This is a genomic window from Agreia bicolorata (genome assembly GCF_000938265.1).
GTDB classification, from domain to species: domain Bacteria; phylum Actinomycetota; class Actinomycetes; order Actinomycetales; family Microbacteriaceae; genus Agreia; species Agreia bicolorata.
This window is the reverse complement of sequence record NZ_JYFC01000003.1, coordinates 537773-557350: the sequence shown is the minus strand read 5'-3', so window position 1 is coordinate 557350 and position 19578 is coordinate 537773. Positions and strand designations below refer to the sequence as shown.

At 66.9% G+C, this 19578-nt stretch carries 18 protein-coding genes; 17 read left to right on the top strand and 1 reads right to left on the bottom strand.

The window, feature by feature from the left end:
* Positions 1–28 precede the first annotated feature (28 nt).
* The 7 genes from TZ00_RS09490 to TZ00_RS09460 all read left to right on the top strand — a co-directional run bounded on the left by TZ00_RS09490 (position 29) and on the right by TZ00_RS09460 (position 8102).
* On the top strand, positions 29–1099 hold the full coding sequence (locus TZ00_RS09490) for an alcohol dehydrogenase catalytic domain-containing protein (RefSeq protein WP_044441101.1): 1071 nt from the start codon (positions 29–31) through the stop codon (positions 1097–1099).
* Positions 1096–2646 (top strand): sugar ABC transporter ATP-binding protein, encoded by a 1551-nt coding sequence (locus TZ00_RS09485; RefSeq protein WP_052521441.1) that lies wholly within the window; start codon positions 1096–1098, stop codon positions 2644–2646. Before TZ00_RS09490 ends, TZ00_RS09485 begins: the two co-directional genes overlap by 4 nt.
* A complete protein-coding gene (locus tag TZ00_RS09480; protein ID WP_052521440.1) occupies positions 2630–3625 on the top strand; it encodes an ABC transporter permease in 996 nt (331 codons plus the stop codon). Before TZ00_RS09485 ends, TZ00_RS09480 begins: the two co-directional genes overlap by 17 nt.
* A gap of 99 nt (positions 3626–3724) precedes the next feature.
* The gene (locus TZ00_RS09475) at positions 3725–4714 is read left to right on the top strand and encodes a sugar ABC transporter substrate-binding protein (RefSeq protein ID WP_044441099.1); all 990 of its coding nucleotides are present in this window, start codon (positions 3725–3727) and stop codon (positions 4712–4714) included.
* 99 nt (positions 4715–4813) lie between these two features.
* Positions 4814–5596 carry an SDR family NAD(P)-dependent oxidoreductase gene (locus tag TZ00_RS09470; RefSeq protein ID WP_044441477.1) on the top strand — a complete coding sequence of 261 codons (783 nt, stop codon included), beginning with the start codon at positions 4814–4816 and terminating at the stop codon, positions 5594–5596.
* Positions 5597–5621: 25 nt separating this feature from the next.
* A complete protein-coding gene (locus tag TZ00_RS09465) occupies positions 5622–6554 on the top strand; it encodes a sugar phosphate isomerase/epimerase family protein (RefSeq protein ID WP_052521439.1) in 933 nt (310 codons plus the stop codon).
* A 60-nt stretch (positions 6555–6614) separates the two neighbouring features.
* Positions 6615–8102, top strand: a complete 1488-nt coding sequence (locus TZ00_RS09460; RefSeq protein ID WP_044441097.1) for an aldehyde dehydrogenase family protein — start codon at positions 6615–6617, stop codon at positions 8100–8102.
* A gap of 23 nt (positions 8103–8125) precedes the next feature.
* Here TZ00_RS09460 and TZ00_RS09455 read toward each other — a convergent pair whose 3' ends face one another.
* Positions 8126–8731, bottom strand: a complete 606-nt coding sequence (locus TZ00_RS09455; protein ID WP_044441095.1) for a PadR family transcriptional regulator — start codon at positions 8729–8731, stop codon at positions 8126–8128.
* A 121-nt stretch (positions 8732–8852) separates the two neighbouring features.
* Between TZ00_RS09455 and TZ00_RS09450 the strand changes: the two genes are divergently transcribed.
* From TZ00_RS09450 to TZ00_RS18835, 10 genes are all read left to right on the top strand, one after another.
* Positions 8853–9947 (top strand): aromatic ring-hydroxylating oxygenase subunit alpha, encoded by a 1095-nt coding sequence (locus TZ00_RS09450; RefSeq protein WP_044441093.1) that lies wholly within the window; start codon positions 8853–8855, stop codon positions 9945–9947.
* Between the two features lie 2 nt (positions 9948–9949).
* The gene (locus tag TZ00_RS09445) at positions 9950–10933 is read left to right on the top strand and encodes a PDR/VanB family oxidoreductase (protein WP_044441091.1); all 984 of its coding nucleotides are present in this window, start codon (positions 9950–9952) and stop codon (positions 10931–10933) included.
* 56 nt (positions 10934–10989) lie between these two features.
* On the top strand, positions 10990–12063 hold the full coding sequence (locus TZ00_RS09440; protein ID WP_084606019.1) for a permease: 1074 nt from the start codon (positions 10990–10992) through the stop codon (positions 12061–12063).
* Complete coding sequence (locus tag TZ00_RS09435; RefSeq protein ID WP_052521438.1) at positions 12053–12871, top strand: TIGR03943 family putative permease subunit; 819 nt, start codon at positions 12053–12055, stop codon at positions 12869–12871. The genes TZ00_RS09440 and TZ00_RS09435 overlap by 11 nt, the downstream gene beginning before the upstream one ends.
* Positions 12861–14213, top strand: coding sequence for an Ig-like domain-containing domain (locus TZ00_RS09430; protein WP_044441089.1), 1353 nt, complete (start codon positions 12861–12863; stop codon positions 14211–14213). Before TZ00_RS09435 ends, TZ00_RS09430 begins: the two co-directional genes overlap by 11 nt.
* 176 nt (positions 14214–14389) lie before the next feature.
* Positions 14390–14728, top strand: a complete 339-nt coding sequence (locus TZ00_RS09425) for a cupin domain-containing protein (RefSeq protein WP_084606018.1) — start codon at positions 14390–14392, stop codon at positions 14726–14728.
* 247 nt (positions 14729–14975) lie between these two features.
* Positions 14976–15875: an SDR family oxidoreductase gene (locus TZ00_RS09420; protein WP_044441085.1), complete on the top strand. Its 900-nt coding sequence runs from the start codon at positions 14976–14978 to the stop codon at positions 15873–15875.
* Entirely contained in the window at positions 15872–17281 is a 1410-nt protein-coding gene (locus TZ00_RS09415) for an alpha/beta fold hydrolase (protein WP_044441083.1), read from the top strand. The genes TZ00_RS09420 and TZ00_RS09415 overlap by 4 nt, the downstream gene beginning before the upstream one ends.
* Positions 17278–18819 carry a GMC family oxidoreductase gene (locus TZ00_RS09410; protein ID WP_238579635.1) on the top strand — a complete coding sequence of 514 codons (1542 nt, stop codon included), beginning with the start codon at positions 17278–17280 and terminating at the stop codon, positions 18817–18819. The genes TZ00_RS09415 and TZ00_RS09410 overlap by 4 nt, the downstream gene beginning before the upstream one ends.
* A 66-nt stretch (positions 18820–18885) precedes the next feature.
* On the top strand, positions 18886–19530 hold the full coding sequence (locus TZ00_RS18835; RefSeq protein ID WP_052521436.1) for a TetR/AcrR family transcriptional regulator: 645 nt from the start codon (positions 18886–18888) through the stop codon (positions 19528–19530).
* The last annotated feature ends 48 nt before the right edge of the window (positions 19531–19578 follow it).

The following is a 19578-nucleotide window of genomic DNA, read 5'->3' as shown; positions in this document are numbered from 1 at the left end:
ACCCGACCTGAACTCAACGGAGAGTCTCATGAGAACCGTCGCCGTCACCAAGATCGGCAGCCTGCGCGATCCCGACGACCAGACCCGCGGCCGCATCGGCGTGGTCGATTTCCCCGACCAACCGCTCGGGCCCGAGGACGTGCGCATCCGCGTGGCGTACTCGGCGATCTGCGGGTCCGACCCGCACCTCGCCGAGGGTTTCTTCGGCACAGACGTGCCGATCGGACTGGGCCACGAACTGTCCGGCGTCGTCGAGGCGCTCGGCGAGCGAGCACACCGCACCGGGCTGAGCATCGGAGACCGCGTGGCCGGCAACTTCCTCCGCTTCTGCGGAACGTGCACGCCGTGCCGCACCGGACGACAGCAGTTCTGCGAGCACATCCAGGACTACAACCGACCGGGAATGGCCGAGACCGTCACATGGCACGAATCGCAGGTCTACCGCCTGCCCGATTCGGTGTCGCTGCTGCAGGGCTGCCTGCTGGAGCCCACGTCGGTCGCGGTGCGCATCGCGGACAAGACGAACATCCGGGTGGGCGATCGCGTGGCGATCTGCGGTGGCGGACCCATCGGGCAGCTCGCGCTGCAGGTCATGAGGATGAACGGTGCGACCTCGCTGACACTCATCGAACCGATCGCTGAGCGCCGGGCGATGGCGCAGCGTCACGGCGCTCAGCACGTGATCGATCCGATCACCGAGAGCCAGGCCGTACGAGCAGGCGAGATCACCGACGGTCGTGGCTTCGACGTCGTGATCGATGCATCCGGATCTTCTCGAGCCGTGCGCGGCCTGCTCGACATCGCCGCCCAGGGCGCGACCGTGATCTACGGCGCGATGTATCCGCATGACTTCGAGATGCCCCTGAACCTGTCGGACTACCTCTACCTCAAAGAGCTCACTCTGACGGGGCTGTTCGTCTCGCCCTACGCCTTCCCGCGGGCGCTGCAGATCCTGCCCCATCTCGACCTCGCCGAACTGACGCAGGCGGTCTTCGACCTCGAGGATGCGCCCGAGGCGTTCGCCGTGCACGTGAGCGGGCGGTATCCCAAGGTCATCCTGCGCTGCAACGACATCGTCGACGAAGGAGCCATCGCATGACGATCCTCGACGCTCACCCCGACACAGCGGTAGCGGAGCCGACGGCGGCCCTCGAGGCGCGTGACATCGTCAAGCGCTTCGACGGCGTGCACGCCCTCAACGGTGCGGGCCTGTCGGTGCGGGCCGGCGAGATCCACGCTCTCCTCGGCGAGAACGGGGCCGGCAAGTCCACCCTGATCAAGATCCTCACCGGCCTGTACTCACCTGATTCGGGGTCGCTGCACCGACACGGCGAGGAGGTCGAGTTCGCCAACGTGCGGGTCGCGAACCACGCGGGGGTCGTCGCGCTCTACCAGGAGTTGTCTGTCATCCCCTCGATCAGCGTCGCCGAGAACATCCTGCTCGGCGAGCAGACTCCCAGCCGGGGAGGCCTCGTACAGTGGCGGAGCCTGCGTCGCAGGGCGCGGGCTCAGCTGGACAGCATCAATCAGAGGATCCCGCTCGGGATGCTCGCCGGCGACCTCACCCCCGTGCAGCAGACCATGGTCGCCTTCGCCCGCGCACTCGCGACCGATGCGCGTGTGCTGATCCTCGACGAGCCCACGGCCTCGCTCACCGACACCGAGATCAAAGACCTCTTCGCCGTGCTGCGCTCGCTTCGCGAGCGCGGAGTGGCGATCGTGTACGTCTCGCACCGACTCGAGGAGGTCTTCGAGCTGTGCGACCGCCTGACCATCATGCGAAACGGACAGACGATCATGACGAAAGACGTCGCGGACTCGCACATCGACGAGGTCATCTCGACGATGGTCGGCCGTTCGACGGGGGAGTTGTATCCCGAGCGCGGGACGGCCACGACCACCGTCGCGCTGACGGTCACCGATCTGCACGGCCGCCGGGTCAAAGACGTCTCGTTCGAGGTGCACCGCGGCGAAGTGCTCGGGATCGGCGGGTTGGCCGGGTCGGGACGCAGTGAACTGCTGCGCATTATCTCGGGCGCGCAGAAGCACGTGCGTGGCGAGATCACTGTGGGAGCGACGTCGCTGCCGCGCTCGCCAGGAGTGGGCCGGGCGCTCGATGCGGGCATCGCGCTCGTGCCCGAAGAGCGTCGCAGCCAGGGCGTCATCCTTGGATCGTCGATCCAGGACAACATCGCTCTCGCCAACATCTCCTCGGTCAGCTCGCTCGGCCTGGTCTCGGGCGCGCGGATCGCGGACATCACGACCCGGGGCATGCACGACCTTCACATCAAGGCGCGCAGCCCACGCCAGCCCGTTGGCGAGCTCTCCGGAGGCAATCAGCAGAAGGTGGTGCTCGCCAAGATGCTGGCGCGCAACCCGGACGTGCTGCTGATGGATGAGCCGACCCGGGGGATCGACGTGGGCACGAAGGCGGAGATCTATCGGCTGATCCGGCAGCTTGCCGCCGGCGGAACGGCCGTCGTCACCGTCAGCTCGGAGCTGCCGGAACTGATCGGGATGAGCGATCGAATTCTCATCATGCACGAGGGCCGGATCTCGGGCGAGATGCTCGCGGCCGAGGCGGACGAAGAGGTTCTGCTGGCGTATTGCTATGGAAAGGCGAATGAACATGACGACCACGAGTAATCCCGTGCTGGAGGACAGCGCCGACATCCGGACAACACCACGGCGATCGGTGGGGCAGATGCTCCTGTCATCGGGGACGGTGCTGGCCCTCATCGCGCTGATCATCTTCTTCTTCGCGATGCGACCCGATGTCTTCCTGAGCTTCACCAACGTGAAGAACATCCTCTACCAGGTCGCGATCCTCGCGATCATCGCAGGGGCGCAGACCATCGTGATGGTCGTCGGCGACTTCGACCTGTCCGTCGCCGCGACGTCGTCGCTCGCGGGCGCGGTCGCAGCCTCCCTGATGCTGGGCGGAATGCCGATCCCTCTCGCAATCCTCGTGGCCCTGGCGGTGGGACTGCTGATCGGACTCGCGAACGGGCTACTCATCGCCTACGTGAATCTCTCGGCCTTCGTGGCCACTCTGGCCACCCTGACCTCGGTCACAGGGCTCGCTTTCATCGTGACGCAGGGGACAACCCTCTTCAACCTGCCGGCGGGGTTCAACGCCCTCGGTCAGGGCAAGTTCCTCGAGATTCCCCTGCCCGTGTTCATCGCGATCGCCATCTCGCTGATCCTGTGGTTCGTGCTCAAGTACACGACGCTCGGCCGGCGCTGGTACGCCACCGGCGGCAACGTCGAGGTCTCGCGACTCTCGGGGGTCAACGTGCGGCGCGCCCGGCTCCTGGCCTTCACGATCGCTGGTCTCGTCTCGGCGATCGGCGGCATCCTCCTCACCGCACGACTCGGCAGCGCCAGCGCGGTCCAGGGCGACGACAACCTGCTGTTCTCCGTCGCGGCGGTGTTCCTGGGCATGACGATCGTCCGGTCCGGTGCCGCGAACATCGTGGGCACGATGGTCGGCGTCGCGATCATCGGCGTGATGAGCAACGGTCTCAACATCCTCGGCGTGAACGCCTACGTGCAGCAGGTCGTCACCGGGTTGATCATCATCGCCGCGGTGACCCTTTCCTCCCTCAAGACCCGATCGCGATAGCGGCAGCCTTCGCACCAGGACGAGCGGATCCGATCCGCTCACAGCACCACAGCACCACAGCACCACAGCACACAACGCAATGACGACAAAGGAGTAGACATGCGTAGAAAATTCATCACCCTCACCGCGGCGGCGGTCGCGGCAGCATTGATGCTGGCCGGATGCTCGGGTTCGAGCGGCGGCGGCACCGGCGGCGATGGCGACAAGGCCTTCAAGGTCATCGCCTTCACGTCGGGCAACCAGACGCCGATCGGCGCGTGGTGGGTCAAGGCCGTCACGGCGAAGGCCGACGAACTCGGCTGGGACCTCACCATGATCCAGGGAGACTTCGACTTCCAGAAGATGAATCCCGCCGTCGAGAGTGCGATCGGCCAGGGCGCCGACGTGATCCTGGACGGCTACACCGACGTATCCTCAATCGGGTCCATCGTGACTGCGGCGAAGGATGCCGGCATCCCGATCTTCGCCGTCGACAGCGGAACCGAGGCCAACGACGCGTTCGCCCTCAACATCACGGCCAACCAGCAAGGCATTGTCGACGAGACCCTCGGCGCTCTCGACGATCAGCTCGGCGGGCTCAAGGGCAAGACGATCATGGTCATCGGCCATGATCCACACGCCGGCATCCGCATGCGTGCCGGCCTGGCGGCGGACGACCTCGCCGCGGCCGGCGCCACACTGGCAGGCGGCGCGATCCAGAAGGTCACGTCGCCCGCGACAGGACGCACCGAGGCGCTCGCCTTGGTCTCGGACTTCCTGACCGCGAACCCCGGCGGCCTCGACGGAGTGTGGGTGGGCTGGGATGACGCCGCGCTCGGTGCGGCGCAGGCCGTCACAGAAGCGGGAGCCGACGCGAAGGTGACCGGTGTCGACGCGACCAGTGAGGCCATCGGAGGAATCGAAGCCGGCGGAGCGTTCCTCGCCACGGTCGAGCAGCCCTGGCCCTCGATCCTCGATTCGGTCATGACCGCGGTGCAGGCATACCAGAAGGACGGCACGCTGCCGAGCTCGAACTTCGAAGCGGTCGACACGACGCTGGTCGACAAGGCCAACGCTGCGACGATCACCCCGTCCGACAAGTTGAAGTAACACCCGGTAGTCGCCGGTGGGGTGGGCATCCGCTCCGCCTCGCCGGCGACATCCGCCCATCATCGTTCCACCGAGAACATCGCTCGAGAAGAGAGTCACATGCGTTTGCAAGGCAAAGTAGCCGTCATCACCGGCGGGGCCAGCGGCATCGGCCGCGCCACCGTTCTCAAGTTCATTCAGGAAGGCGCCAAGGTCGTCATCGCCGACATGAACCTCACGCAGGCCGAGGCCGTCGCCGTCGAGGTCGACTCGCTCGGCTTCCCAGGGGCGGCCGTCGCGGTGCGAACGGATGTCTCCGCCTACGGCGATGTCGAAGCCGCCGTCGCGCTAGCGGTCGAGACCTTCGGCAGGCTGGATGTCATCTTCAACAACGCCGGCATCGCGGGCGGCAAGGCCCTGCTCGACCACGATCCGGAGGTCGACTACGCACCGATGATCCGTGTGGACCAGGACGGCGTGTACTACGGGATCCTCGCCGCCGGGCGGCAATTCCGCGACCAGGGCACCGGCGGGGTGATCATCAGCACGTCGTCGATCTACGGCGAGCAGGCTGCGGAGTTGTCTTTCACCTACAGCGCAGCGAAGGCCGCGGTGATCTCGTTCACCCGTTCGGCCGCCTACGAGCTCGCCGAGTTCGGCATCCGCGCAGTCGCGATCACCCCGGGCCGCGTGGGGACGGCCATCATCAACCAGTTCAGCGAGGAACTGAGGACCACGTTCGCGTCGGAGCAGCTGCGCAACAAGATGACCGAGCCAGACGAGATAGCGAACGTTGTCGCCTTCCTCGCCTCCGACGAGTCGAACGTCATCAACGGCACGGTCGTGCACGTCGACGACGGCTACTCGTCGTTCAAGCAGCGACTCGACCTGCCGACATTCTGACGATCCGGCCGCCCAGGAGAATGAGATGACGTTCGAGATCAGCCCCGGCGCATCCGGGCTCGACGTGGCCTGCCACCTCAACGTGCTCCTCCCCGATGCCTCGCCCGGCGATCTGCCACAGGCACTCGCGGCGGTCGCGGCGGCGGGCTACAAGCGCGTGGTCCTGCCGCCGGTCGACCCCGCATCCGTCGATGCGGCCGGCCTCCGACGGCTCTTCGCCGATGCGGGGGTCGCCCCGATCACGATCGCGGGTGGGCAGTCGGCGGGTGCGGACGTCTCGTCGGCAGACGCCGGCGAACGAGCGGCCGGCGCAGCGATCCTGCGCTCGGTCCTCGACCTCACTGTCGCGCTCGGCGGCGACCAGATGAACGGCGTGCCGTACGGCGCATTCGGACCCCCTGGCGGGCCCACGGACCGCGCGGCCGTCGAGCGCGCCGCTCACGAGGTGGGTGCGATCGCCGATCACGCGCACGAGCGCGGTGTCACGATGACGTTCGAAGTACTGAACAGATATGAGACCTCGCTCGTTAACACCGCAGCGCAGGCGATGGAGTTCGTCGAGCTGAGCGGCTCACCCCACCTGTGGATCCATCTCGACACGTTCCACATGGCCATCGAAGAGCCCGACATGGTCGCCGCGATCCGCCTCGCGCTCCCGAGGCTCGGCTATCTCGAGCTGGGTCAATCGGGTCGCGGAAAACTGAGCACCGGTGCCGTCGACATTCCGGCCGTCGTGCGTTCCGCGCTGGATGCCGGATACGAGGGTCGCTGGGGAGTCGAGGCGTTCTCGCGCTCGGTGCTGTCTCAGTCGGCAGCAGACATGCTCGCGATCTGGCGCGCTCCGTATGACGATGGCATCCATCTCGCCGCCGACGCGATGCGCGTGATCGAACGCGGGTGGGCGGCGAGCACGGTCGGACGCCGCGCCAAGCGGCTCGCCCGGGCCGCATCCGGCTGAACCCCTCACCGCACGAGACCTCAGAGCATCATCCCCACACCATCAGAACAAGGAGTCATCATGAGTACTGCAATCCAGACATCCGACACCCTCCTCGACGAGAGCGTGTTCGCCGGCAAGATCTTCATCGACGGCGAATGGGTCGTCGGCGGGGGTGGTGCGATCCCCTCGATCGAGCCGGCCACGGGGGCGACTCTCGCCATGGTCGGGCTTGCCGATCCCGCCGACGTCGCCCGGGCCGCAGAAGGCGCCGCGCGCGCGCAGAAGGAGTGGGCGGCGCTCCCGCATCCCGCTCGCTCGGCGGTGCTGCGCAAAGCCGGTCAGCTGTGGGAGCAGTATGCCGACGAGATCGGCGGCTGGAATGTGCGTGAGGTGGGGGCGATCCCGCCCCTGGCCGGGTTCGCACTTCACGTCACGGCGGCCGAGACCTATGAGGCCGCGGCTCTGCCGTCGGCGCCGCTCGGATCGATCCTGGCCAGTGAAGAGCCCAGACTCTCTCTCGCGCAGCAGGTGCCGGTGGGCGTGGTCGGAGTCATCGCGCCATTCAACGTGCCGCTGATCCTCGCGATCCGCGCCGTCGCGCCGGCGCTTGCTCTCGGCAACGCCGTGCTCCTGAAGCCCGACCCGCGCACCGTCATCACCGGCGGCGTGTCGTTCGTGCGGATCTTCGAGGAGGCAGGCCTCCCGGCCGGACTGCTCCAGCTCGTGCCCGGTGGCGCCGACGTGGGCGAGGCGCTTGTCGCCGATCCGCGCGTGCGGGTGGTCGCCTTCACCGGATCGACGCGAGCCGGTCGTGCCGTCGGCGAGGTGGCTGCGCGTCACCTCACCCGCGCGCACCTCGAACTCGGCGGCAACTCGGCGTTCATCATTCGCGCCGACGCCGACGTCGACAAGGCGGTCAACCTCGCGACGTGGGGATCGTTCCTGCACCAGGGGCAGATCTGCATGACGGTCGGCCGTCACATCGTGCACGAGTCGCTGTTCGAAGAGTACGTCTCGAAGCTCGCCGCGAAGGCGGACTCGATGCACGTCGGTGACCCTGCAGCCGGTCAGGTGCATCTCGGACCTCTGATCGATGAGGTGCAGCGCGACCGGGTGCACACTCTCGTGCAGGACGCCGTGGCGCAGGGGGCCGAGCTCCGCGCCGGCGGAAGCTACGACGAGCTCTTCTACCGCCCGACAGTGCTCGCGAACACGCCGAGGGATGCTACTGCCTACGCCGACGAGGTCTTCGGCCCGGTGGCATCGGTCGTGCCCTTCGCCACCGACGACGAAGCCGTAGCACTCGCCGCCGACACCCAGTACGGTCTCTCGCTCGGGATCGTGACGGCCGACGTGTTCGCGGGTCTCGCGCTCGCCCAGCGCATCCCGACCGGGATCGTGCACATCAACGACCAGACGGTCAACGACGAGGCCAACGCACCGTTCGGCGGCACCGGCTTCTCCGGCACCGGGTCGCGGCACGGCGGAGCGCAGGCGAACGTCGACGCGTTCACTGACACGCGCTGGATCACCCTGCGTCGTGAGCCCGGCCAGTACCCGCTCTGAGGAGAGCGACGCCGCAGCCTCGGTCAGGAATCCGCCGGCGGCGAGGGCTGGCGCTCGAGTCGATCCACGAGCGCCAGCCCCCGCGTCGCCCAGGCGATCTCCTGCTCCGCCTGAGCCACCAGACCTTCGTAGGCGAACTCCTTGTAGGCCGTGATCCTCGGCCAGTCGCTCTCCGGGTAGATCGCCAGGCGTTGCTTGACGATCGGATGCTCGCGCGAGCGGATGAGGTTCAGCTGCTCCTGCCACTGGCCGAGCAGTTCTTCGAAGTGCCGCCGATGCTCGCGCAGGTTGCGGCGGGCCGATTCCGCATCGGCCCATTCGAAGTACGCGGCACGGAGATGGGCCGGATCGCGCTCCCGAGAGTAGTTCATCGGCGCCGCGAGCCAAGCCCGAAGCGCGACGATGCCCTCGTCGACCACCTCGTATCGGGTCTTCGTGCCACGGCTCCCCCACGCCACGCTCTCTCCGCGGATCAGACCCTCCTGCTCCATCCGGCGAAGCTCGGGGTAGATCTGCGAGTTCGGCGCGTGCCAGACGTGCCCAACGGATGAGCGAAACGCCTGAGCGAGGTCGTACCCCGTCATCGGCTGAGCGGTCAGTACGGCAAGCAGGGCGAATCGCAGACTCATGGCTCGAACTGTAGTCGGAACGCGGGAGTTCCCTCCTGCCGCCCCTTCCCCTACTATCTATGTAGATAGATAGTTACGGCGAGGGGCCGAGACCGCCCATCACATCGACGAAGGAGTCGCAATGCCGATCCACAGCACCACGAGCAAGGTCATGGGCCATCCGCTGAACGCCTGGTATGTGGCGGCCTGGGATCACGAGGTGACCCGCACCCCGATCGCCAGAACCATCGCCGACAGGCCGCTCGCGCTCTACCGCACCGAAGACGGCAGGCCCGTCGCCCTGGCCGACGCCTGCTGGCACCGCCTCGCACCCCTGTCGATGGGCAAGACCGTTGGCAAGGAGGATATTCAGTGCCCGTACCACGGCATCCGCTACAACGCCGCGGGCCGCTGCACCTCTATGCCCGCGCAGGAGACCATCAACCCCAGCGCCACGGTGCCGTCGTTCCCCATCGTGGAACGCTACCGCTACGCCTGGGTGTGGCTCGGCGATCCGCTGCTGGCCGATCCCGACACGATCCCCGACATGCACCAGATGTCGGATGACGACTGGGCCGGTGATGGTGAGCTCATCCATGCCCCCTGCAACTACCAGCTGGTACTCGACAACCTCATGGACCTGACCCACGAAGAGTTCGTCCACTCCTCCAGCATCGGTCAGGACGAGCTGAGCGAATCCGAGTTCATCACCACCCACACCGACACAACGGTGACGGTCACCCGATGGATGCTGAACATCGAAGCACCGCCGTTCTGGTTGAAGAACATGCGCGACAGGTTCCCGGGCTTCGAGGGCCGCGTCGACCGGTGGCAGATCATCCACTTCGAGGCACCGTCGACCATCTGCATCGACGTCGGAGTCGCGAAGGCCGGGACCGGGGCACCCGAGGGCGATCGAAGCCAGGGCGTGAATGGCTACGTGATGAACACGATCTCGCCGGAGACACCGAGGAGCTGCCACTACTTCTGGTCGTTCCAGCGCAACTACCGCCTGGAGAGCCAGCTCATCACCACCCAGCTGCGAAACGGCGTGCACGGCGTCTTCGGAGAGGACGAGGCGATGCTCAAGGCCCAGCAGGCCGCAATCGACGCCAACCCCGACTACGAGTTCTACAGCCTCAACATCGACGCCGGAGGCATGTGGGTCCGGAAGCTGATCGAGCGCCGACTCGAGGCTGAGGGCCGGCTCAGCCCCTCACCGCTGGTCGAGGTCTGAGCGTGGCGACCGCGCACACCGCTTTCTGGCAATCGGCCACGGTGGTCGAGAACACCGCCCTCACATCCGCGATCCGCAGAATCGTCGTCGCCCCGTCGCGGCCGGTGCCCGCCGACCCCGGGAGCCACGTGGATGTGCTCGTGACGATCGGCGCCGAGGCGGTCGTCCGCTCCTACTCGATCGTCGACTCCGCCTCCGACGGCTCCTCGCTCGCCATCAGCGTGTTCGCGTCGGAGACGTCTCGCGGTGGAGCGACGGCGATGCACGCGCTGACTGCCGGCGATCGTATCGAGCTGACTCAGCCACTGCAGGACTTCCCCCTGAGGATCGGCGCGCCGTCGTATCTGCTGCTCGCCGGCGGTATCGGAATCACCGCGATCGCAGGGATGGCACGCACGCTGGCTGCCCGCGCGGTGCCGTATCGGCTGGTCTACTGCGGCCGGCGGCGCGATCAGATGGCCTATCTCGATCAACTCACCACCGAGCATGGCGCGCGGCTCGATGTGCACATCGGAGACGAAGGCACGAGCGTCGACGTGCCGGAACTCGTGAGCACCGTGCAGCCGGGCACCGAGCTGTACATGTGCGGTCCGATCCGCCTGATGGATGCGGTCAGGCGAGCATGGACGGAACGTGAGCTCCCGGCATCCGACCTGCGCTTCGAGACGTTCGGGAACAGCGGCTGGCATCAGCCGGAGCCGTTCCGCGTGCGCATCCCGGCTCTCGGCATCGAGACGTCGGTCAGCGCGTCGTCGACCCTTCTCGAAGCTCTGGAGGATGTCGGCGTCGACGCCCTGAACGACTGCAGGAGGGGCGAGTGCGGTCTGTGCGAGGCACGGGTGCTCGGCCTCCACGGCGTAATCGATCATCGTGATGTGTTCTACAGCGAGCGTCAACGCGATGCGGGGTCACGCATCTGCGTCTGCGTCTCGCGGGTGCGGGGCGACGGACGGAGCATCCCCACCATCACCCTCGAGCTCAGCTGAGGCGCGCGCCGTTCGAATACGCGGCTAGCTTGGAGCCGGACGGCAGCCGGGCGTGATTGACTGATCCGGATTTCACGCCGTCACGTCACGAGGAGCGAACGCTGAGCACGACACCCGCGGCGCACCCGTCGCTGCGCGAGCTGACCCGATCGGAGTGGCGCTGGACGCCCACCGTCGGCGTCGCCGCGGTGCTGCTCCTCGTGGCGATCAGGATTTTCGCTCCGGCCGAGTGGACGTCGTGGATGACCGACCCCGCCAAGGACTTCGTGACTCTCTCTGTGAGCGTCATCATCGAGTCGCTGCCGTTCGTGATTCTCGGCATCCTGCTTTCGGCGGTCGTTCAGATCTGGCTGCCCGCGGGCTTTCTTCTAAGGAGGCTGCCGAGAAACGCCGTTCTCAGGCGCAGCGTCATCTCACTTCTCGGGGTACTGCTTCCGGTGTGCGAGTGCGGCAATGTTCCGCTGACTCGAGGTCTCATCGTCAGCGGCCTCAGCGTCGCCGACTCCATGGCTTTTCTCTTCGCAGCGCCGATCATCAACCCGATCACGATCATCACGACGTATCAGGCATTCGGATGGAACGACGGCATTCTGATCAGCCGCATCGTCGGAGGCTTGGTCATCGCGAATCTCGTCGGCTTCATCTACAGCACCCACCCCGCTCCGCAGACGCTGCTCACGCGCAGCTTTCAGGCGGCCTGCGCAGTCGATCCGCACGCCGAGCACGGCACCCGAACTCGGCGCACGCTGATCAGCTTCGGGCGCGAGTCCGCAGCAATGATGCCCGCCCTGATCGTCGGCGCCGGCATCGCGGGGCTCATCCAGGTGGCCGTGTCGCGCAACCTGCTGATCACCCTGGGCAGCAATCCGCTGTGGTCGGTGCTCGCGCTTATGGCACTCGCCTTCATCGTCGCCATCTGCTCGAACGTCGACGCATTCTTCATCCTCTCGTTCGGCTCGACGTTTCTACCCGGCGGCATCGTCGCCTTTCTCATCTTCGGACCCATGATCGACATCAAGATGCTCGCCCTGATGCGAACCACGTTCACGGTGCGCACGCTGGTGCAAGTGAGTGTGCTCATCGCCGTCTGCGCCGCGGCCATCGGATTGGCGGTGAACCTTGTCTTTTAGTCGTCTCATCACGCGTTGGAAAGGGCTGGCTCTCACCCTGCTCGCCGCTATCGCCACGGGGTGGCTCGGCGCGACCGGGCAGCTCGGGCTCTACATCCACCCGCGCTACTACGTGTTCACCCTGGTCATGGCCGGCATCGCGTTCGTGCTCACGATCGGCGCACTCCTCGTGATCCCGGGGCCAGACGAACACGACGATCACGATCACGGCATGCACGGTGAGCCGGATGGGCGTGGGCCCGACGCCCACGGCGACGCCGGGGCCGGTCGCCGCCGCCCACTGCTCGCGTTGGGCGGATCGCTCACCGCCCTCGTGATCGTCGCCGCCGCAGCCATCGCCCTGCTCGTCGTTCCCCCGAGCGCGCTCACCTCAGCCGCGGTCGAACAGCGCAGCCTCAACGGTTCGTCGAACACCCTGGCGAACGCCGGCCCGCCCCCGGGCACGTCGGACGACACCTCGGCGTATTCGGTCAAGGACTGGGCTTCCCTCATTCGCCAGGGGGCGAGCGCCGACGACCTGAGCGGCAGAACTGCCACCCTCACGGGATTCGTCACCCCCGACGCTGACGATCCCGACAACGTGTTCTACGTCGCCCGTTTCGTGGTCACCTGCTGCGCGGTCGACGCGCAGCCCGTCGGGGTTCCGGTCTACTCGCCGGGCTGGTCGAGCAGCTACGCCACCGACAGTTGGGTCACCGTCACGGGTGCATTCGAAGCGAACCCCAGCGTGCTCAGTGCCGCCACAACAGTCGTTCGCCCCGACAGCCTCACGGCAGTCGAACAGCCCGCCGAGCCCTATGTCTATTGAGACCGCGGGTCGGAGGTTCCGGCGACTGCTCTACGGCAGCATCACGGCCATCTCGCTGGTGGCCGCGGTGCTTGTTGTCGCGAACTTTTCGCACGGTCCACAGCTGCAGTCGGCGCAGATCAACGTGAACACCGCAGTCGAGCGCGCGGGTCAACGTCTGCTGCTGCAGACCAATGAACCGCTCGATGCATCCGTCGCGGGCAAGCTCACAGTCAGCCCGGCCGTGGCGGCCACCGCGACGGTCGACGGCGACACCATCGACGTGCAGTTCACTGGAATCCTCAGCTACAACACCCGATACACCGTGACCGTGCCCGAGGTCCGCAGCATCTCGGGCGGCGGAGCCTCGACCGTCAGCTACACGTTCACCACGGCGAATCCGACCATGTACTTCCTGTCGCCCTCGACGGGCACCCCCGAGTCGCAGTTCAGCGACGCGATTCTGACCGCACCCGTCGGGGGCGGCGCACCGACGCCGGTCTACCAAGCCCCGCGCATCCGGCAGTTCGTGGCGCTCACCGACGCGCTGGTCGTCGACACCGTGAACGACGACGGAACCGACGCGCTGACCATCGTCTCGCTGACCGGCGGCGCGCCGATCGTCGTCAACCTCGCGGGCTCGGGCACAATCACGAGCCTCAGGGCCAGCCCCGCGAGCAAGCTCTTCGGCTACACCTTCACCCCGCAGCAGTCTGCGCTGTATGAAGCACAGCCCGATCAGCTGTACGTCTACGACATCACCCGCGGAAACGACTACTCGATTCCCATCACGGGCACCGATTACGAGGTGCTCACGGCGAAAGACTGGATGTTCATTCCGGGCACCACCTCGCTCGTCGCGCAGACAGAGAGCTCGGGTTTGCTGCTGATCGACACCCTCGGCGAACGAGACGGCACCTCTGGCCCTGCCCCGATCGGCAGCGCGGACTCGCTCGTCGGTTTCGTTCCGACCACGAAGACGCTGGTCACGGCGACGGCCGGTGCGCGTATCGCGACAGACTTCGGCCAGGCCGAACATCCCAACAGCTCATTCCCGTCGGTTGCCGGCGATGCCGAGGGCACGATCGTGGATGCCGCGGGCACCACCCTCGAGATCCAAGACTCCGGCTATGGTCCGGACACGACCGTCGCCAAGGTCACGCCCACCGGCAGCAGCACCCTCTTCTCGCTCGACTCCCTCGAGCACGCCGGTCAATCTGTGACGAGCGCCTGCGTTTCGCCCAACGGCCTCTACGCCGCGATCAGTACCAGCGCGCAACAGATCACCTACGTCGACCTCACCGACGGCGCGCAACTCGGCACCGTCGACGGTTGGGCTCCGAACTGGTGCTCAGCCCGCTGATGCACCTGCCTACGCCGCTCGGCCCGTTCACGCGGCATGCACGCTTGACTGGTAGATGTCGCTCCACCGCAGGAGATCTCAACCGAAATGCGCGATTCTGCACGTCGGTGGCCTGATCTTCCTGCGTTGCAGCACGGAACTCCGCCGCATCGTCGCCATCGGCCGATAATCGAAACATGACGGAACCAGTGGAACGACTCACCCTTCTCGCACAGTCGCTACCCGATCACGTCACCGCTTCGGTGCAGGTGCGTCGGATCACGATGCAGCCCGACGTGGCGGGCGGACCCCATCATCACAATGGCCCTGTCTTCGGATCCGTCGAATCGGGGTCGGTCGTCTTTCAGGTCGACAGCGGCCCCGAGGTGATCCTGCGCGCGGGCGATGTGTTCTACGAACCCCAAGGCGTCTTGATCGACCGGTTTGACGCAACGTCGGAAGGCGTCACGTTTTTGGGGTACTTCCTGTCTGGGCCCGAAGAGACTCCGGAGCTCCGGCCCGGCCCGCCACTTTAGTCCGGCGGCGGCGCCATGTGGCAGAAATCGACCCACCCGATGCGAAGAGGGTCGATTTCTGCCACATCGAGCGCACGCATCCTGCCTCGTCTGTCAAGAATCGACCTTCGCCGCGTATCTTGGGTCGATTTGCGCCATATCGCGAGCGGGCGCGCACGCGGTGCGCTGATCAGCCCCGCCGTTACCAGAAGCTGGGCAGTGCGCAAGGCCCCCGACCTGATACGGCTCCCGATCTACGCTCGGTCGTATGACTGCACGCGATCAGTACACGTTCGGCAACCCGGTCACCCTCTACGACCGGGTCGAACCGCCCGTCCAGCACCAGCCGGAGCCCGGGGTGCAGGCGCAGATGACCCCGGTTCCCGATCTCGGCGAGAAGACCTACCGCGGCACCGGCCGGCTCACCGGCCGCAAGGCGCTGATCACCGGCGGAGACTCCGGCATCGGCGGCGCCGTGGCCATCGCCTTCGCTCGCGAGGGCGCCGATGTCGTCATCGTGCACCTGCGCGCCGAGCAGCAGGATGCCGATCGCATCGTCGGTCTGATCGAGGAGGCTGGAGCCAAGGGCCACTCCATCGCGGCCGACATCACCGACGCCTCCACCTGCCGCGCCATCATCGCCGAGGCCGTGAGCGTGCTCGGAGGCCTCGACATCCTCGTGAACAACGCCGGCAAGCAGGTGGCCGTCGACCGCCTCGAAGATCTGAGCGACGAGCAGTTCGAGCAGACCTTCCGCACCAACGTCTTCGCCAACTTCTGGCTCACGAAGGCTGCCCTCCCTCACCTGCCCGAGGGGGCGACCATCATCAACACGGCATCGCTCGAGGCCTACAAGCCCGCTCCCGATCGCCTCGACTACGCCTCGACCAAGGCCGCGATCAACAATCTCTCGAAAGGTCTGGCTCAGCAGCTGGCCCCGCGCGGAATTCGGGTGAACGTGGTGGCGCCGGGCCCGGTGTGGACTGCGCTGCAGGTGTCGCAGGGAGTTTCCGACGAGCAGATGAAAGCCTTCGACGACGAGAGCACCTACCAGCGCGCCGGTCAGCCGGCCGAGCTGGCGCCCGCCTTCGTGTTCCTGGCATCGGCCGAATCGAGCTACGTCTCGGGCGAGACTCTCAACGTCAACGGAGCAATGGTCACACCGTGACCACCCCCGCCGGCACCATCTTCTTCCTTCCCGGCCTCGGATTCGGCGCCGCAGCAGCGGGCCCGATCGCGGACGCCCTCGACGCCCTCGCAGGCGGCCGGCTGCGCGTGGTCGGCATCGACCTGCCCGGTCACGACGGCTCCCCGGATGCGCCGAACGGCTCGGTCGCGGCCCTCGCCGACCGCGCTGTTCAGGTCATCGAAGCCGAAGCCGACGGCGGCCCGTTCGTCATCGCTGCCCACAGCATGGGCGGCAAAGTCACGGCCGTGGTGACCGATCGCATCCTGCGCGGCCGGGCCAACGTGTTCGGCCTCGCCGGGCTCGTGCTGCTCGCGCCGTCGCCGCCCACGCCCGAGCCGATGAGCGAAGACAAGCGCGCCGAGATGCTCTCCTGGGTCGACGACGGCCCGATCTCGCAGGGCCACGCGAGCGAGTTCGTCGCACAGAACGTGGCGGCACCCCTGGGCGAGGCCGCCGCGCGCGCCGCCGTCGAACAGCTTCGCCGCATGTCGCCGCTCGCGTGGCGTCGCTGGCTCACCGAAGGCAGCGTCGAAGATCTGTCGTCCGACATCGGAGTTCTCGACCTTCCCGTCGTCGTTCTCGCCGGAGAAGACGATGACGATCTCGGCGCATCCGCCCAGCCGCAACTGCTCGCCGACGTCTACCCACGGGCGCGCTTCGTATCGCTCGCCTCGACGGGACACCTACTGCCTTACGAGCGCGCCGCCGAGGTGGCAGACGAGATCGTGCGGCTGTGGGATGCGACGGTGCCGACGGCCCCGCAAGTCACGCCCGAGTGGGGCCGGCTCATCGCGTCCGAACGAACGGCCCCCGAGGCGCGCGGGTTTCTCGCCCACCGGGCGCTGGCCGACGACCCCGACTACGCGCCCCGAGTGCTCTCACCCGAGCAGCTCTCGATGCTGCGCGCGCTTGCCGATCGGCTGGTTCCGCAGTCGGGAACGGCCCGCGTCGACCTCGCTGCGCGCGTCGACGCCGACCTGGCCCTGGCCCGCAGCGACGGGTGGCGCAACGAAGGGCAGCCGGCCAATGTCTTCGCCTACCGACTGGGGCTCGACGACTTGTCCGCCCTATGGCCAGACGACACCGACGACCAGAATGCGACGGCCGAGCAGAACGCGCTGATCGAGGGCATCATCTCGGGCGAACTCAACGAGCACCAGGCGCTCGGCGGCGACGCATGGAACGGCACGATGCGCCAGCACTGGTTCGACGACCTGCGCACCGACCTCACGCGAATCTGGCTGTCGCATCCGGCCTCGTTCGCCCGGATCGGCTACGACGGATTCGCGACGAGCGGTCCGGCATTCGGATCAGTCGGCTATAACACCGTCGCCGCGGGCCTGCGCGACCCGTGGGAGCCTGTCGAGCTGGGGGATCTCGCGTGAATCTGAACGACATGCGTACGTACGACCGAGATGAGATCGTCGACGTCGTCGTTGTGGGAACCGGAGCGGGCGGGGCGCCGCTGCTCGCGCGCCTCGCCGGGCGTGGTCTGAAAGTCGTGGCGCTCGAGGCCGGGCCGAACACCGACCCCGACGGCTTCACCAATGACGAGGTCGAGGCCCCGCGCATCAACTGGATGTCTGAGCGACTCTCGGGCGGCGGCGACCCGACCGCGTTCGGCACCAACAACAGCGGCTTCGGCGTGGGCGGCGGAACGCTGCACTGGGGAGCATTCACGCCCCGCCCCGACGCGCGCGACCTGCGGCTGCGCACCGAGTCGGGCGTGGGCGAGGACTGGCCGATCGACCACGCCGAACTCACCCGCTACGTCGCCGAGGTCGAGCGCACCATCGGCGTATCCGGACCGACCCCGTACCCGTGGGACCCGGAGCGCGAGTACCTCGAGCCTCCCGTCGATCGCAACGCCCCCGCCGATCTCATGGCGGCCGGATGCGCCCGGCTCGGCATCCGGGCGACGGATGCGCCGGCGGCCATCCTGAGTCGCGACCGCGACCAGCCGCACTTCGGAAACCGCAGGTCGAGCCAAAACCTGGGCAGCATCCACCAGGGCGAACGCTATGGAACGAAAGCCACCACGGCCAACACGTACCTGCCCGCAGCGGTCGCCGATGGCGCTGAGATCCGACCCGATTCGATGGTGCACGGCATCGAGCTCGACGCGCAGGGCCGTGTCGGAGCCGTGGTCTACCGACACGACGGCAAGGAGTATCGGCAGCGCTGCGCGAATCTCGTTCTCGCGGGCGGCGGCATCGAGACGCCGCGCCTGCTCCTGAACACGGGGCTGGCGAACTCTTCCGGCCAGGTCGGGCGCAACTTTCTCGCCCACGGGGGCGTGCAGGTGTGGGGCCGCTTCGATGAGCAGATCCGCGGCTATCGCGGCTACCCCTCCTCGCTGATCAGTGAAGACTTCGTGCGGCCTGAGGGCGTCGACTTCGCCGGCGGTTACCTTCTGCAGAGCCTCGGCGTAATGCCCCTGAACTACGCGACCACCGTCATCCGCGGCGCGGGGCTGTGGGGCGCAGAGCTGATGAACGCTCTGGATGCCTGGCGCTACTCAGCCGGCATCGGCATCAACGGTGAGTGTCTGCCAGCCGAGAACAACAGGCTCGTTCTCAGCGATGAACTCGACGAATGGGGCGTGCCGCGGGCGCTCGTCACCTTCACTGCAGGAGCGAACGAGAATGCGATCACCGAGCACGCCACTGCCACGATGACCCGCATCCTCGAGGCGGCGGGAGCTCTCGAGACCCGGGTGCTCGCCCGCACCGCGCACACGTTGGGCACCTGCCGCATGAGCGCCGACCCCGCGACCGGCGTGATCGATGCCGAGGGGCGCAGCCACGACATCCCGAATATGTGGATCTCGGACAACTCGACGTTCCCGAGCTCGCTCAGCGCCAACCCATGCCTCACGCAGATGGCGCTCTCGCTGCGCACCGCCGACCTCATGCTGCGCTGACGCGCCGCTGCGCATTGCGCAAAAATACATCGCTGTAATCTTGCACCAGGTGCAATGATTGTTCTTATGCATGACGCACCCTCCGGACTCCGCGAGCGCAAGCGTGCGAACACCGCCGAAGCCATCCACGTCGCCGCCGCCGAGCTTGTGCTCGAGCGGGGCCTTGATGCGACGACCATCGACGCGATCAGCGAACGCGCAGACATCTCACCTCGCACGTTCTTCAACTACTTCCCCACAAAAGAAGACGCCGTTCTCGGCATCGACGAGGCCGCCGTGGCGGCGGAACTCGACAGGGTTCGCGAACACGATCCCGACATTCTCGCGGCCGTCTTCGAGCTCATCTACGCCGTCTTCCAGGCCAGCGGAGGAAATCACCGTCACACCGAATTGAAGCGCTCCGTGATGCGCGAGTACCCGCAGCTGATGACCCGCCAGATGGTGAGGGTCGCCGATCTCGAGGATCGCCTCAGCAGCATCATCGCCGGCTGGCTGGGCGACGATGCTGCCTTCGCAGCGGGTAACGAGGCGCAACGGAACGACGAGGCCCAACTGATTCTCGGCGTGTGTCTCGCGACCGTACGGACGGCGATGAAGCAGTGGGCGGCAGAGCCGGCCGCATCCGGCACGCAGCACGCGGCGGCTGACACCAGGCGGAACTTTGAGGACGCCATTTCAACGCTCAAGACGGTCATGAAGAAACTCGTCTGACCTCCGCCAAGCTAGACCGATCTCCACGCCGGGTACTCTGAAACAGCC